The sequence below is a fragment of the Leclercia sp. S52 genome (genome assembly GCF_039727615.1).
Classification (GTDB): domain Bacteria; phylum Pseudomonadota; class Gammaproteobacteria; order Enterobacterales; family Enterobacteriaceae; genus Enterobacter; species Enterobacter adecarboxylatus_B.
This window is the reverse complement of the sequence record NZ_CP152474.1, coordinates 4,566,319-4,582,704: the sequence shown is the minus strand read 5'-3', so window position 1 is coordinate 4,582,704 and position 16,386 is coordinate 4,566,319. Positions and strand designations below refer to the sequence as shown.

The window sequence follows — 16,386 nt, the reverse complement described above, 5'->3', positions numbered from 1 at the left end:
TGTGTGTGCAGGAAACGTAGACCTCTGCTCCCGGCAAAGAAAATCGCCGCTGGAGATTTAATTTCTGGTTATGCGAGCAGCCTTCCAGAGCCTCGCTTGATAGACCATCAGCAAAGCGGTATCTTTTTGCCACGCCTGCAAAATCAGGCGTCAGGATTAGCCTCCTGTACTACCTCTTTGGTGACACAAGTATTTTTGTGTCGCGCGCTTAGCTACACTCCAACGGTGGGCCGAGCGGGGGCGTCGCAAGACGCGCCGGTATCCAAAGAGGCCGGTAAGGCTAACCCTGCTCGGTTCCGCCACCAGCGAGATTAGCCTCTCCAGTGGTGGATAAAAACTACTCTTTGGAGGCTGTCTTATGACTACTACCCTTAGCTTTTCTCATTTTTTATTTACCACGCCATTCAATCACAACACCGATTTCACCGAGCTGGCAGACAACTGCGCGCAATTTGTTGACGCACTGGTTGAATGCGACGATCCGGCCCAGAAAATGGCGGTGTGCGGGCGGCTTTCTGCCTGCCTTGCTTTGCTTCAGTCAACGCTGCTTGAACCTGTTCCAGAGTATTTAAAGACGAGCCTGACGGTGGATGACTTACCGCTGGCGCTGCCCGTATTTGAACCGGAAGTGGATCAGTTAGGACGTTTTTGCCAGCTGTTAACACAGCTGATCCTGAATCAATCGCTGACAAAAAGTGATGAAAGAGTGGCGGGAGATTTACTCCAGGAACTGGTTGGGTTTTATAGCGATACGCTGAAAGCACCGCGCTGGCTGCGCACAGATGAAGGTGTCGTGCTGCTGTAAAAAGCCGGGTGGCGCTTGCGCTTACCCGGCCTACATTTCGTACCGGGAGCATTTGTAGGCCGGGTAAGGCGAAGCCGCCACCCGGCATGGCTGGGGGCTGGGAAGTCTGTGCGGCCTGATGCCCTCACCCCGGCCCTCTCCCACAGGGAGAGGGTGCAGACATTAAAAACGACAACTTTCGTTGTCGTTTTGCTTTTACCTTGCTAGCCCTTCATCCACGCCCTAATCCCGTCCAGGAACATCTGCGTCGCCATCATCACCAGAATCAATCCCATCAGCCGCTCCAGCGCATTGACCCCTTTCTCGCCCAGCAGGCGTAAAAACAGCGACGACTGCAGCAGGATGATAAAGGTCCCGCCCCAGGCAATCAGCAGGGCAATCACCAGATGGCTCATCTGATTCGGGTACTGATGCGACAGCAGCATCAGCGTCGCCAGAATCGTCGGCCCGGCGACCAGTGGGATCGCCAGCGGCACAATAAAGGGCTCTTCACCGGCAGGCAGGCCGCTGCTGCTGCCTTCGCTGCTCGGGAAAATCATTTTGATGGCAATCAGGAACAGAATAATCCCGCCGGAAATGGAGACCGTTTCAGCGCGTAAATTCAGGAACGCGAGGATTTTTTCGCCAGCGAAAAGGAAGATAAACATCACCAGCAGGGCGATGAGCAGCTCGCGGATCATGATGGCCCGACGGCGCTTTGGCTCGGTGTGCTTCAGCACCGACATGAAAATAGGCAGGTTTCCGAGTGGATCCATAATTAGGATCAATAAAACAGCTGCGGAAATGATTTCACTCATCGTAGATTATCCCTGATACTTGTATGGTTATCCCGATGATTAGCGCTTTTTCTGATAGCCGGGCAATCATCGATTAATTTCGCTTGCGACTTTGGCAGCATTTTGTAATGTGAAGCATATCCCAGTTCAATACTGGCTTGCATAAACAGCACACACCCTCTGCAGGAAAAAAATGCTATGAAAAACGTTGGTTTTATCGGCTGGCGCGGTATGGTCGGCTCTGTACTCATGCAACGCATGGTTGAAGAGCGCGATTTCGACGCTATCCGCCCGGTCTTCTTCTCCACTTCCCAGCTCGGCCAAGCTGCACCGTCCTTTGGGGGTACCACAGGCACGTTGCAGGATGCTTACGATCTGGAAGCGTTGAAGGCGCTGGACATTATCGTCACCTGCCAGGGCGGCGATTATACCAACGAAATTTATCCAAAGCTTCGTGAAAGCGGCTGGCAGGGCTACTGGATTGACGCGGCCTCTTCGCTGCGCATGAAAGACGACGCGATCATTATTCTGGATCCGGTTAACCAGGACGTTATCACCGACGGCCTGAACAAAGGCGTCAAAACCTTCGTCGGCGGTAACTGTACGGTCAGCCTGATGCTGATGTCGCTGGGCGGTCTGTTTGCCCAGGATCTGGTGGAGTGGGTCTCTGTGGCCACCTACCAGGCGGCCTCCGGCGGCGGCGCGCGCCATATGCGCGAGCTGCTGACCCAGATGGGCCAGCTGCACCACAGCGTGGCGGAAGAGCTGGCAAACCCGGCATCCGCGATTCTGGATATCGAGCGTAAAGTGACTCAGCTGACCCGCAGCGGCGAGCTGCCGGTAGATAACTTCGGCGTACCGCTGGCCGGTGGCCTGATCCCGTGGATCGACAAACAGCTGGACAACGGCCAGACCCGCGAAGAGTGGAAAGGCCAGGCCGAGACCAACAAAATCCTGCGCACCGCTTCCGCAATCCCGGTTGACGGCCTGTGCGTGCGCATCGGCGCGCTGCGCTGCCACAGCCAGGCATTCACCATTAAACTGAAAAAAGATGTGTCTATTCCGACAGTGGAAGAGCTGCTCGCCTCTCACAATCAGTGGGCGAAAGTCATCCCTAACGATCGCGACATCACCATGCGCGAGCTGACCCCGGCTGCGGTCACCGGCACATTATCTACCCCTGTAGGACGCCTGCGTAAACTAAATATGGGCCCGGAGTACCTTTCCGCCTTTACCGTCGGCGATCAGCTTCTGTGGGGTGCCGCAGAGCCGCTGCGCAGGATGCTACGCCAGCTGGCGTAATAAATACTTAATACTTAGGGGTGATTTATCACCCCTTTTTTTGCGTACTAAAGGACGAAAACGCAAATGATTCATTATTTTTCGGGAGTCATATAAAGCGTTGGCTATGCTTTATGCGGGATGTCACATATTCCGCCTGGAGGTTGGATGGAACAGAGAGGATGCACAAGGTGCTGTTCCGTCCAGGTCACATTAAGGTCGTACCCGGTGCGCGAAAGGGGCGGCAACTAAAAAAACAGGATGAATACCATGTCCGTTCGTATTGATAGAGACGTGATTAATGCGCTTATTGCGGGTCACTTTGCGGATCCTTTTTCTGTACTTGGCATGCACCGCACTGAAGCTGGACTGGAAGTCCGGGCACTGCTTCCTGACGCGACGGAAGTGTGGGTCATCGAACCCAAAACCGGGCGCAAGGTCGGTAAACTTGAATGTATCGATTCACGCGGCTTCTTCGCTGGCGTGATGGCCCGCCGTAAAAACTTCTTCCGTTATCAGCTCGCCGTCATCTGGCATGGTCAGCAGAACCTGATCGACGATCCCTATCGCTTCGGTCCGCTGCTGCAGGAGATGGATGCCTGGCTGCTGTCTGAAGGTACGCACCTGCGTCCCTACGAGACGCTCGGGGCCCACGCCGACACCATGGACGGCGTGACCGGCACCCGCTTTACCGTCTGGGCACCGAATGCCCGGCGCGTGTCGGTGGTGGGGCAGTTCAACTACTGGGATGGCCGTCGCCACCCGATGCGCCTGCGTCGCGAGACCGGCATCTGGGAGCTGTTTATCCCCGGTGCGCAAAACGGCCAGCTGTATAAATACGAGCTGATCGATGCCCACGGCAAGCTGCGTATCAAAGCCGACCCCTATGCCTTCGAAGCGCAAATGCGCCCGGAAACCGCATCGCTCATTTGCGGCCTGCCGGAGAAAGTCGCCCAGAGCGAAGAGCGCATCCGCGCCAACCAGTTCGATATGCCGATCTCCATTTACGAAGTCCATCTTGGCTCCTGGCGTCGTCATACCGATAACAACTTCTGGCTCAGCTACCGGGAGCTGGCCGACCAGCTGATCCCGTATGTGAAATGGATGGGCTTTACCCATCTGGAGCTGCTGCCGATTAACGAACACCCGTTTGACGGCAGCTGGGGCTATCAGCCGACCGGCATGTATGCCCCAACCCGCCGTTTCGGCACCCGCGACGACTTCCGCTACTTTATCAACGCCGCACACGCTGCCGGGCTGAACGTGATCCTCGACTGGGTGCCGGGCCACTTCCCGTCCGATGACTTTGGTCTGGCGGAATTCGACGGCACCAACCTGTATGAGCACAGCGATCCGCGCGAAGGCTATCATCAGGACTGGAACACCCTGATCTACAACTACGGCCGCCGGGAAGTGACCAACTATCTGGTGGGCAACGCCCTCTACTGGATCGAGCGTTTCGGCATTGATGCCCTGCGCGTGGATGCCGTCGCCTCGATGATCTACCGCGACTACAGCCGCAAAGAGGGTGAGTGGATCCCGAACGAATTCGGTGGCCGGGAAAACCTGGAAGCCATTGAGTTCCTGCGTAACACCAACCGTATTCTCGGCGAGCAGACGCCGGGCGCGGTGACGATGGCGGAAGAGTCCACGGACTTCCCGGGCGTCTCCCGTCCGCCATCCATGGGCGGTCTCGGCTTCTGGTTCAAATGGAACCTCGGCTGGATGCACGACACCCTGGATTACATGAAGCTGGATCCGGTGCATCGCCAGTATCACCACAACAAACTGACCTTCGGCATGCTCTATAACGGCACCGAAAACTTTGTCCTGCCGCTCTCCCACGACGAAGTGGTCCACGGCAAAAAATCCATTCTCGACCGCATGCCGGGCGACGCCTGGCAGAAGTTTGCCAACCTGCGCGCCTACTACGGCTGGATGTTCGCCTTCCCGGGCAAAAAACTGCTGTTTATGGGCAACGAGTTCGCCCAGGGCCGGGAGTGGAACCACGATTCCAGCCTCGACTGGAGCCTGCTGGAAGGGGGTGACAACTGGCACCACGGCGTTCAGCGCCTGGTGCGTGACCTCAACCATACCTACCGTCACCACAAGGCCCTGCACGAGCTGGACTTTGACGATTACGGCTTCGAGTGGCTGGTGGTGGATGACAACGAACGCTCGGTGCTGATCTTTGTCCGTCGTGACAAAGTGGGTAACGAAATTATTGTCGCCAGTAACTTCACCCCGGTAACGCGTCATCACTACCGTTTCGGCATCAATCAGCCGGGCAAATGGCGTGAAGTGCTGAACACCGACTCCATGCATTACCACGGCAGCAACGCGGGCAATGGCGGACTGGTGCAGAGCGATGAGCAGGAGAGTCATGGTCGACCACAGTCCCTGAGCCTTACCCTGCCGCCGCTGTCCACGATCTGGCTGGTGCGGGAGGGGGGAATGACGCAGCTCGCTGCAGGTAACCCGGCGCCGCTCGGCGCACGCTACGATGGCAAAGGGGTGAACTTCACCCTCTTTTCCGCCCATGCGGATCGGGTTGAACTCTGCGTGTTTGACGATAAGGGCATTGAACACCGTTACGATCTGGTGGGCCGCACTGGCGATATCTGGCATGGCTACCTCGAGCATGCCCGGCCCGGCACCCATTATGGTTTTCGGGTGCATGGTCCCTGGGAACCGTCCAGAGGACTGTTCTTTAACCCCGCCAAGCTGCTGCTCGACCCCTGTGCGTATCAGGTTGAAGGGACGCTGAAGGACGATGTTCTGCTGCACAGTGGCAAAGTGACCGCCGATCACCGGGACAGTGCCGCGGTGGCGCCCCGCAGCGTGGTGGTCAGCGACGATCGTTACGACTGGGAAGAGGACGCTGCTCCCAATACGCCCTGGGGCAAGACGGTTATCTATGAAGCCCACGTGAAAGGGCTGACGTATCTGCACCCCGGCATTCCGGAGGCGATCCGCGGCACCTACCGGGCGCTCGGTCACCCGGTGATGATTGCTTATTTTAAGCATCTCGGGATCACCGCCCTGGAATTATTACCGGTAGCCCATTTTGCCTCCGAGCCGCGCCTGCAGCGTCTGGGTCTTAGCAACTACTGGGGCTACAACCCGATGGCGATGTTTGCCCTCGACCCGCGCTATGCCTCGCATCCTGAGCGGGCCCGGGATGAGTTTCGTGATGCGGTGAAGGCGCTACACGAAGCGGGTATTGAGGTCATTCTGGATATCGTCCTCAACCACAGTGCCGAGCTGGATCTGGAAGGCCCGACGTTCTCCCTGCGCGGAATTGATAACCCTAGCTATTATTGGTTAAGAGAGGATGGCGATTACCACAACTGGACCGGCTGCGGTAACACCCTTAATCTCAGCCATCCGGCGGTGGTGCAGTACGCGTATGAATGCCTGAAGTACTGGGTGGAAACCTTCCATATCGACGGCTTTCGTTTTGACCTGGCGTCAGTGATTGGACGCACGCCGGAATACAGCCCGCAGGCACCGCTGTTCGAGGCGATTAAGAACTGCCCGCTGCTGTCGGGCGTGAAGCTGATTGCGGAGCCGTGGGATATCGGCCCTGGCGGCTACCAGGTGGGGAATTTCCCGCCGCCGTTTGCCGAGTGGAACGACCACTATCGTGATACCGCACGCCGCTTCTGGCTGGCGCGCGATCTGTCACTCGGTCAGTTTGCCGGGCGTTTTGCCGCTTCCAGCGATCTGTTCAAGCGCAACGGGCGACTGCCCTCCGCGTCGATAAACCTGGTTACCGCGCACGATGGGTTCACCCTGCGTGACTGCGTTTGTTTCAATCAGAAACACAATGAAGCCAATGGCGAAGAAAATCGTGACGGCACCTTCAATAACCATAGTTTTAACCATGGTATCGAAGGATTAAGTGGCAATCTGAATGTGATTGAGCGGCGCCGCGCCAGCGTGCACGCGCTGCTCTCCACGCTGCTTTTGTCGCAGGGAACGCCGATGTTGCTGGCAGGCGATGAACATGGCCACAGCCAGCACGGTAACAACAATGCGTATTGCCAGGATAACCCGTTAACCTGGCTGGACTGGCAACAGGCCAACAGTGGATTAGCCGACTTTACCGCTGCGCTGATCCATCTGCGTCAGCAGATCCCGGCGCTCACCCTGAACCAGTGGTGGGAAGAGGGCGACGGCAATGTTTGCTGGCTGAATAAAGAGGCGCAACCGTTGGAAGCGCGTGAGTGGCAAAGCGGCGTGCCGTGCCTGCAAATCCTGCTTTCGGATAGCTGGCTTATCACGCTTAACGCCACAGATGAGGTCGCAGAAATTGTTTTACCCGAAGGGGAGTGGCGGGCCATCCCCCCCATTTGCCGGAGAGGATAATCCGGTCGTTATGACTGCCTGGCATGGGCCTGCGCACGGTGTATGTGTATTCCAGAGATGATAATAAAAGGAGTTGATCATGGTTAGGTTAGATAAGAACGACCCTCTAATGTTGGCGCGTCAGCTGCCATTGAAGTCTGTTGCCCTGATTCTTGCTGGTGGCCGCGGTACCCGATTAAAAGATTTAACGATTAAGCGCGCCAAGCCCGCCGTCCACTTCGGTGGGAAATTCCGTATTATCGATTTTGCCCTGTCAAACTGCCTGAATTCAGGCATTCGCCGTATTGGCGTGATCACCCAGTACCAGTCACACACCCTGGTGCAGCATATTCAGCGCGGCTGGTCGTTCTTCAGTGAGGAGATGAACGAGTTTGTCGACCTGTTACCTGCCCAACAGCGCGTGCATGGCGAAAACTGGTATCGCGGTACCGCCGATGCGGTGACGCAAAACCTCGACATTATTCGTCGCTACGACGCCGAGTACGTGGTGATCCTCGCCGGGGACCACATCTACAAGCAGGACTACTCGCGCATGCTCATCGACCACGTCGAAAAAGGGGCACGCTGCACCGTGGCCTGTATGCCGGTGCCCGTTGCCGAGGCGACGGCCTTTGGCGTGATGGCGGTAGATGAAAACGACAAAGTGATCGATTTCGTTGAAAAACCGGCGAACCCGCCATCAATGCCGGGTGACGACACCAAAGCGCTGGCCAGTATGGGGATCTATGTCTTTGATGCAGATTACCTTTATCAGCTGCTGGAAGAAGACGACAAGGATGAGAAATCCAGCCACGACTTCGGCAAAGATATCATCCCGAAAATCACCAAATCTGGCATGGCCTATGCACATCCGTTCCCACTCTCCTGCGTGCAGTCCGATCCTAATTCAGAACCGTACTGGCGCGATGTCGGCACCCTGGAGGCGTACTGGAAGGCTAACCTCGATCTGGCCTCGGTGACCCCGGAACTGGATATGTACGACCACAACTGGCCGATCCGTACCCACATGGAGTCTCTGCCGCCGGCGAAATTTGTCCAGGACCGCTCGGGCAGCCACGGCATGACGCTGAACTCGCTGGTCTCCGGCGGGTGCATTATCTCGGGCTCGGTGGTGGTGCAGTCGGTGCTGTTCCCGCGCGTGCGGGTGAACTCCTTCTGCAACATTGATTCGTCAGTATTGTTACCCGACGTCTGGGTTGGCCGCTCGTGCCGCCTGCGTCGTTGCGTTATCGACCGTGCCTGCGTCATTCCGGAAGGCATGGTAATTGGAGAAAACGCGGAAGAGGACGCGCGCCGTTTCTACCGCTCAGAAGAAGGCATCGTGCTGGTTACGCGTGAAATGCTGCGTAAACTGCAGATCAAACAGGAGCGATGATGCAGGTTTTACACGTTTGTTCTGAGATGTTCCCGCTGCTGAAAACCGGCGGGTTGGCGGATGTGATTGGGGCGCTACCGGCGGCGCAAATTGCCGGTGGGGTCGATACTCGCGTGCTGTTACCCGCTTTTCCCGATATTCGTCGCGGCATCCCTGACGCCCAGATTGTCAGCCGCCGCGATACCTTTGCCGGGCGCATCACATTACTGTTTGGTCATTACAACGGCGTGGGCATCTACCTGATTGATGCCCCGCACCTGTATGACCGCCCAGGGAGCCCGTACCACGACACCAACTTATTTGCCTATACCGATAACGTGCTGCGTTTCGCGCTGCTCGGCTGGGTCGGGGCGGAGATGGCCTCCGGGCTGGATCCGTTCTGGCGCCCGGACGTCGTGCATGCCCACGACTGGCACGCCGGGCTGGCACCGGCGTATCTGGCGGCGCGTGGCCATCCGGCGAAGTCGGTCTTTACCGTGCATAACCTGGCCTATCAGGGGCTGTATTTAGCCAAACATATGGATGACATCGATCTGCCATGGTCGTTCTTTAACATCCATGGGCTGGAGTTTAACGGGCAGATTTCGTTCCTTAAGGCCGGGCTGTACTACGCCGACCACATCACCGCCGTGAGTCCGACCTACGCGCGGGAGATCACCGAGCCGCAGTTTGGCTACGGCATGGAGGGACTGCTCGCGCAGCGCCAGCGCGAAGGGCGTCTGTCGGGCATCCTCAACGGCGTGGATGAAAAGATCTGGAGTCCGGAGTCGGATCTGCTGCTGACCGCGCGCTACAACCGCGATTCGGTGGAAGACAAGGCCGAGAACAAACGTCAACTGCAAGTCGCCATGGGGCTGAAGGTTAACGACAAGGTGCCATTGTTTGCGGTGGTGAGCCGTCTGACCAGCCAGAAAGGGCTCGATCTGGTGCTCGAAGCGCTGCCGGGCCTGCTGGAGCAGGGCGGACAGCTGGCGCTGCTGGGCGCGGGCGATCCGGTATTGCAGGAGGGCTTCCTTGCGGCGGCCGCCGAGCATCCGGGTCAGGTTGGCGTCCAGATTGGCTATCACGAAGCGTTTTCGCACCGCATCATGGCGGGCGCCGACGTTATCCTGGTGCCGAGTCGTTTTGAGCCCTGCGGCTTAACCCAGCTGTATGGCCTGAAGTACGGCACGCTGCCGCTGGTGCGGCGTACCGGCGGGCTGGCGGATACCGTATCCGACACCTCGCTGGAGAACCTGGCAGACGGCATCGCCAGCGGATTTGTCTTTGAGGACAGCAATGCCTGGTCGCTGTTACGCGCGATTCGTCGTGCCTTCGTGTTGTGGTCTCGTCCTTCCTTGTGGCGTTTTGTTCAGCGCCAGGCGATGGCCATGGATTTTAGCTGGCAAGTTGCGGCGCAGTCCTACCGCGATCTTTATCAACGCTTGATGTAACAATGCTGGAATCAGAGATATGAATGCACCTTTTTCCTATGCGTCTCCCACGGTAAGCATAGAGGCATTAAAGCACTCAATTGCTTACAAGCTGATGTTCACCATCGGCAAAGATCCGGTGATTGCCAACAAACACGAATGGCTCAACGCCACCCTGTTTGCCGTGCGCGACCGGCTGGTTGAACGCTGGCTGCGCTCTAACCGCGCCCAGCTCTCACAGGAGACCCGTCAGGTTTACTATCTGTCGATGGAGTTTTTGATTGGCCGCACCCTCTCCAATGCGCTGTTGTCGCTGGGTATCTATGACGACGTCAAGACCGCACTGGAAGAGATGGGGCTGGATTTAGAAGAGCTGATTGACGAAGAGAACGACCCCGGCCTTGGCAACGGCGGTCTCGGTCGTCTGGCCGCCTGCTTCCTCGACTCGCTGGCGACCCTCGCCCTGCCGGGACGCGGCTACGGTATTCGCTACGATTACGGCATGTTCAAACAGAACATCGTCGACGGACGGCAGAAAGAGTCCCCTGACTACTGGCTGGAGTACGGCAACCCGTGGGAGTTCAAGCGTCACAACACCCGCTATAAGGTTCGCTTCGGTGGGCGTATCCAGCAGGAAGGTAAAAAAATCCGCTGGGTCGAAACCGAAGAGATCCTGGCCGTGGCCTACGACCAGATCATCCCCGGCTACGACACCGATGCCACCAACACGCTGCGTCTTTGGAATGCCCAGGCCAGTAGCGAGATTAACCTCGGTAAATTCAATCAGGGCGACTATTTCGCGGCGGTGGAAGACAAAAACCACTCCGAGAACGTCTCCCGCGTGCTGTATCCGGATGACTCCACCTATTCCGGGCGCGAGCTGCGTCTGCGCCAGGAGTACTTCCTGGTCTCCGCGACCATTCAGGACATCCTGAGCCGCCACTACCAGCTGCACAAAACCTACGCCAACCTGGCGGAAAAAACCGCCATCCACCTCAACGACACCCACCCGGTGCTGTCGATCCCGGAGCTGATGCGCGTACTGATCGACGAACATAAGTTCAGCTGGGAAGAGGCGTTCGAGGTGACCTGCCAGGTCTTCTCCTACACCAACCACACCCTGATGAGCGAAGCGCTGGAAACCTGGCCGGTGGACATGCTCGGCAAAATTCTGCCGCGCCATCTGCAGATCATCTTTGAGATCAACGATTTCTTCCTGAAAACCTTGCAGGAGCAGTATCCGCACGACACCGGACTGCTGAGCCGCACCTCCATCATTGAAGAGTCCAACGGCCGCCGGGTGCGCATGGCGTGGCTGGCGGTGGTGATCAGCCACAAGGTCAACGGCGTATCGGAGCTGCACTCCAACCTGATGGTGCAGTCGCTGTTTGCCGACTTCGCTAAAATCTTCCCGATGCGTTTCTGCAACGTCACTAACGGCGTGACGCCGCGCCGCTGGCTGGCGCTGGCTAATCAGCCGCTCTCCGACGTGCTCGACGAGAACATCGGCCGCAACTGGCGTACCGACTTAAGCCAGCTGAGCGAGCTGGAACAGCACGCCGATTTCCCGACGGTGAATAAAGCGGTGCGTGATGCCAAGCTGCTGAACAAAAAGCGGCTGGCGGTGTGGATGGCGCTGCATCTCAACGTGGTCGCCAATCCCAAAGCGCTGTTCGACGTGCAGATCAAACGTATCCACGAGTACAAGCGTCAGCTGATGAACGTGCTGCACGTGATCACCCGCTACAACCGCATCAAGGCCGATCCTGATGCCGACTGGGTGCCGCGTGTGAACATCTTCGCCGGTAAAGCGGCCTCGGCCTATTACATGGCGAAGCACATCATTCACCTGATCAACGACGTGGCGAAGGTGATCAACAACGATCCGCAGATTGGTGACAAGCTGAAGGTCGTCTTTATCCCGAACTACAGCGTGAGTCTGGCCCAGCTGATCATTCCGGCCGCCGATCTCTCGGAGCAGATCTCCACCGCGGGCACCGAAGCCTCCGGCACCAGCAACATGAAGTTTGCCCTCAACGGCGCACTTACCATCGGCACGCTGGATGGCGCCAATGTCGAGATGCTGGAGCACGTAGGCGAAGAGAATATCTTCATATTCGGCAACACCACGGAAGAGGTTGAGGCGCTGCGTGCGAAGGGCTACTCGCCGCGTGATTATTACGAGCAGGATGAAGAGCTGCGTCAGGTGCTGACCCAGATCGGTACCGGGGTCTTCAACCCGGACGAGCCTGGCCGCTATCGCGACCTGGTGGATTCGCTGATTAACTTCGGGGACCACTACCAGGTGCTGGCAGACTACCGCAGCTATGTGGACTGCCAGGACAGGGTCGACGAGCTGTACCGCAAGCCGGAAGAGTGGACCACCAAAGCGATGCACAACATCGCCAACATGGGCTACTTCTCATCCGATCGCACCATCAAAGAGTATGCCGATACCATCTGGCATATTGATCCGGTGAAGTTGTAAAAAATGCCGGGTGGCGGCTTCGCCTTACCCGGCCTACGATTCTGTGTCTTTTGTAGGCCCGGTAAGCGTTAGCGCCACCGGGCATTACTCTCACGACGCCAACGATAGCTCACGCTTTCCCGTACGCTCAGCCAGCCACAGCGCTACGCGGGACTGCTGCTCCGCATTCAGCCACATCCCCTCTTTAGTACGACGCCACAGCGCATCGTCCGCGCGGCGTACCCATTCGTGGTCGGCTAAATAACGTAACTCCGCCTCGTAGAGCTCGTGACCAAAATGTTCGCCCAGATCGCTGAGATCCTTCGCGTCACTCAGGATCAGCTCACTGTTGCTGCCGTAGGTGCGGGCAAAGTGGCGGGCCATGGATTCGCTGATAAACGGATAGCGACGGCGCAATTTCGCCGCGTAGTCATCGCGGTTGCCACCGATATCACCGCCCGGCAGCACCGCGCCTTTGGTCCATGCCGGACCGATACCCTGATAGAACGGGGCCAGTTTTTCCATCGCATGCTCTGCCAGCTTGCGGTAGGTGGTGAGCTTGCCGCCAAACACCGACAGCAGCGGCGCCTTGCCGTGGTCATCGTGAATATCGAGGGTGTAGTCGCGGGTGATGGCCTGCGGTGAATCGGACTCGTCATCGCACAGCGGACGCACACCGGAGTAGCTCCAGACCACATCATCGCGCGCCAGCGACTTCTTAAAGTGGGCGTTATAGACCTTCAGCAGATAGCTGACTTCGCTCTCGTCGATGGCGACGCTTTTCGGATCGCCTTTGTACTCCACGTCGGTAGTACCAATGATGGAGAACTCATCCATCCACGGGATCACAAACACGATGCGCTTGTCTTCGTTTTGCAGAATATAGGCCTGCTTCTGGGTATGCACCCGCGGCACCACGATATGGCTGCCCTTGATCAGGCGGATGCCGTACGGTGACGGCAGCTGCATGCCCTGGTCGAAGAACTGCTTCACCCACGGGCCAGTGGCATTCACCAGACCGCGCGCCTGCCAGCTGAAACGCTCGCCGGTATCAATGTCTTCTGCTTCAACAATCCACAGCCCGTTTTCGCGACGCGCGGAGACAGCGCGGGTGCGGGTTTTCACCTCGCCGCCTTTACGTTCAACCATTTGCGCATTCGCGAGCACCAGGCGGGCATCGTCCACCCAGCAGTCGGAATATTCGAATCCGCGCACGATTTCAGGCTTCAGCACCGAGTCTGCGCCAAAACGCACACCGGCAGAGGCGGGCAGGCTGGTGCGTTTGCCCAGGTGGTCGTACATAAACAGACCAATGCGGATCATCCAGGCCGGACGCAGATGCGGGCGGTGCGGCAGACGAAAACGCATTGGGGTAGCGATATGGGGGGGCCATTTTCAGCAGCACTTCACGCTCGGCCAGCGCCTCACTCACCAGGCGGAACTCGTAGTGCTCCAGATAACGCAGGCCACCGTGGATCAGCTTAGAGCTGGCGGAGGAGGTGGCACAGGCGAGATCCTGCGCTTCCAGCATCAGGACAGACAGCCCGCGCCCGGCAGCGTCCGCCGCAATGCCCGCCCCGTTAATTCCGCCACCGATAACAATCAGATCTTTGGTTTCCATTGTATCCTCACGCACTTTCGTAAAAGCTCAAAAATGTTCGATATCGCTCATACTAGCAAAGGAAATGGATTTTAGTAACATCAAAAAAACAAATTTGAGTGATATAGCTAACATAATGGCGTTTACCCGCCGCCAGGACGTACACTAGCCGGTAAAATGATGCGGTCTGATGCCCTCACCCCAACCCTCTCCCACGGGGAGAGGGGGGCACATTTCCCTCTCCCTTGCGGAGAGAGCAAGGGAGAGGGGCCCAGACCGCACTGGCCCTGAATAAACAACAGAGAGCATCATGGAACATTTTGAATGTATTAACGTAGAAGAAGCCCACCAGAAGATGCACCAGGGACTGGCGGTGCTGGTGGACATTCGCGATCCGCAAAGCTTTGCGATGGGCCATACGCCGGGCGCGTTTCACCTGACCAACGCCTCCCTGAGCGAATTTATGCGCGATAACGATTTCGAGACCCCGGTGATGGTGATGTGCTATCACGGCAACAGCAGCAAAGGCGCGGCGCAATATTTGCTCCAGCAGGGCTTTGAAGCGGTCTACAGCGTGGACGGTGGATTCGATGCCTGGCATCGCCATTTCCCGGCAGAAGTCGAGCACGCGGACATTTAGGGTATATACTGTCCCCTTTTGTGTGGAATAAGCGACTGCCGCCGATGCTGATGATTACCTCTTTTACCAACCCGCGCGTCGCCCAGGCGTTTGTCGACTACATGGCGACGCAGGGTGTTATCCTCACCATTCAACAACATACCCAGACCGACGTCTGGCTGGCGGATGAAAGCCAGGCCTCACGGGTCAACGCCGAGCTGGCGCGTTTTCTGGAAAATCCCGGCGATGCGCGCTATCTGGCGGCAAGCTGGCAGTCCGGCCATACCGGCAGCGGATTGCACTACCAGCGCTTTCCTTTCCTTGCGACCCTGCGCGAACGCGCGGGGCCCTTCACCCTGGTGTTAATGGCGGCCTGTATCCTGGTCTTCATTCTGATGAATGTGGTAGGCGATCAGCAGGTGATGCTGATGCTGGCCTGGCCGTATGATGCCTCCGTTGAGTTCGAGTTCTGGCGCTACTTCACCCACGCGCTGATGCACTTCTCGGTGCTGCATATTCTCTTTAACCTGCTGTGGTGGTGGTATCTCGGCGGGGCGGTGGAGAAGCGGCTCGGCAGCGGCAAGCTCATCGTGCTCACCCTTATCAGCGCGCTGCTCAGCGGCTTTATCCAGCATAAGTTTGGCGGCCCGTGGTTTGGCGGCCTCTCCGGCGTGGTCTATGCGCTGATGGGCTATGTCTGGCTGCGCGGCGAGCGCGATCCGCAGAGCGGTATCTATCTGCAGCGCGGTTTGATGACCTTTGCATTAATCTGGATTATTGCCGGATGGTTTGATCTGTTTGGCATGGCGATTGCCAACGGCGCACACGTGGCCGGGCTGGCGGTCGGGCTGGCGATGGCGTTTGCCGATACGCTAAATGCGCGAAAACGAACATAATTCTGGCAGGGAACTCTGATGAAACAAACACAACGTCATGACGCCATTATCGATCTGGTGAAAAAGCAGGGATACGTCAGCACCGAAGAGCTGGTGGAGCAGTTTGCCGTCAGCCCGCAGACCATCCGCCGGGATCTCAACGACCTGGCCGATCAGAACCGCATCCTGCGCCACCACGGCGGCGCGGCGCTGCCGTCCAGCTCGGTGAACACCCCCTGGCACGATCGCAAGGCGACGCAGACCTCCGAGAAGGAGCGTATCGCCCGCAAGGTGGCGAGCCAGATCCCGAACGGCGCGACGCTGTTTATCGACATCGGCACTACGCCGGAAGCGGTAGCGCATGCCCTGCTGAACCATGAGAACCTGCGGGTCGTTACCAACAACCTCAACGTTGCCACCACCCTGATGCAGAAAGAGGACTTCCGCATCATCCTCGCGGGTGGCGAGCTGCGCAGCCGTGACGGCGGCATTATTGGCGAAGCGACCCTCGACTTTATCTCCCAGTTCCGCCTCGATTTCGGCATTCTGGGCATCAGCGGCATCGATACCGACGGCTCCTTGCTGGAGTTTGACTACCATGAGGTGCGCACCAAGCGGGCGATCATTGAGAACTCGCGCCACGTCATGCTGGTGGTGGATCACTCGAAGTTTGGCCGAAACGCGATGGTCAATATGGGCAGCATCAGCATGGTGAACGCGGTCTATACCGACGTGATGCCGCCTGAAGGGGTGTTGAAGGTGATTAAGGATAATAAGTTGCAGTTAGAGCTGTGCTGAGTTTGTG

The 16,386-nt window shown here is 57.7% G+C and carries 9 protein-coding genes and 3 pseudogenes; 10 read left to right on the top strand and 2 right to left on the bottom strand.

The genetic code is table 11. From position 1 onward, the window contains the following. The first annotated feature begins 358 nt into the window (after positions 1-358). Positions 359-805 carry a hypothetical protein gene (locus AAHB66_RS22020; protein ID WP_347114571.1) on the top strand — a complete coding sequence of 149 codons (447 nt, stop codon included), beginning with the start codon at positions 359-361 and terminating at the stop codon, positions 803-805. Positions 806-1,008: 203 nt separating this feature from the next. Here AAHB66_RS22020 and AAHB66_RS22015 read toward each other — a convergent pair whose 3' ends face one another. Next, complete coding sequence (locus AAHB66_RS22015) at positions 1,009-1,602, bottom strand: YhgN family NAAT transporter (protein WP_032614883.1); 594 nt, start codon at positions 1,600-1,602, stop codon at positions 1,009-1,011. Positions 1,603-1,779: 177 nt separating this feature from the next. Here AAHB66_RS22015 and asd point away from each other — a divergent pair, with 177 nt between their 5' ends. From asd to glgP, 6 genes and pseudogenes are all read left to right on the top strand, one after another. After that, positions 1,780-2,883 carry an aspartate-semialdehyde dehydrogenase gene (asd, locus tag AAHB66_RS22010; protein ID WP_347114568.1) on the top strand — a complete coding sequence of 368 codons (1,104 nt, stop codon included), beginning with the start codon at positions 1,780-1,782 and terminating at the stop codon, positions 2,881-2,883. 249 nt (positions 2,884-3,132) lie between these two features. Then, positions 3,133-5,313, top strand: a pseudogene (gene glgB, locus AAHB66_RS22005) (1,4-alpha-glucan branching enzyme); the annotation flags it as partial. A gap of 3 nt (positions 5,314-5,316) precedes the next feature. Continuing rightward, positions 5,317-7,294: pseudogene (glgX, locus tag AAHB66_RS22000) on the top strand (glycogen debranching protein GlgX). Positions 7,295-7,312: 18 nt separating this feature from the next. Next, positions 7,313-8,608: a glucose-1-phosphate adenylyltransferase gene (glgC, locus tag AAHB66_RS21995; protein ID WP_142487404.1), complete on the top strand. Its 1,296-nt coding sequence runs from the start codon at positions 7,313-7,315 to the stop codon at positions 8,606-8,608. Next, positions 8,608-10,041 (top strand): glycogen synthase GlgA, encoded by a 1,434-nt coding sequence (gene glgA / locus AAHB66_RS21990; RefSeq protein WP_347116543.1) that lies wholly within the window; start codon positions 8,608-8,610, stop codon positions 10,039-10,041. Before glgC ends, glgA begins: the two co-directional genes overlap by 1 nt. A gap of 19 nt (positions 10,042-10,060) precedes the next feature. Then, entirely contained in the window at positions 10,061-12,508 is a 2,448-nt protein-coding gene (glgP, locus tag AAHB66_RS21985; RefSeq protein WP_347114567.1) for a glycogen phosphorylase, read from the top strand. A 90-nt stretch (positions 12,509-12,598) separates the two neighbouring features. On the opposite strand, the pseudogene glpD reads toward glgP, so the two are convergent. Next, positions 12,599-14,108, bottom strand: a pseudogene (gene glpD, locus AAHB66_RS21980) (glycerol-3-phosphate dehydrogenase). A gap of 289 nt (positions 14,109-14,397) precedes the next feature. Here glpD and glpE point away from each other — a divergent pair. Genes glpE through AAHB66_RS21965 form a run of 3 tightly spaced genes read left to right on the top strand, consistent with a single transcriptional unit; the run spans position 14,398 to position 16,379 of the window. Next, the gene (gene glpE / locus AAHB66_RS21975) at positions 14,398-14,727 is read left to right on the top strand and encodes a thiosulfate sulfurtransferase GlpE (protein WP_347114566.1); all 330 of its coding nucleotides are present in this window, start codon (positions 14,398-14,400) and stop codon (positions 14,725-14,727) included. Between the two features lie 44 nt (positions 14,728-14,771). Then, positions 14,772-15,602, top strand: coding sequence for a rhomboid family intramembrane serine protease GlpG (gene glpG, locus AAHB66_RS21970; RefSeq protein WP_347114565.1), 831 nt, complete (start codon positions 14,772-14,774; stop codon positions 15,600-15,602). An 18-nt stretch (positions 15,603-15,620) separates the two neighbouring features. After that, entirely contained in the window at positions 15,621-16,379 is a 759-nt protein-coding gene (locus AAHB66_RS21965) for a DeoR/GlpR family transcriptional regulator (protein WP_347114564.1), read from the top strand. Positions 16,380-16,386 lie beyond the last annotated feature (7 nt).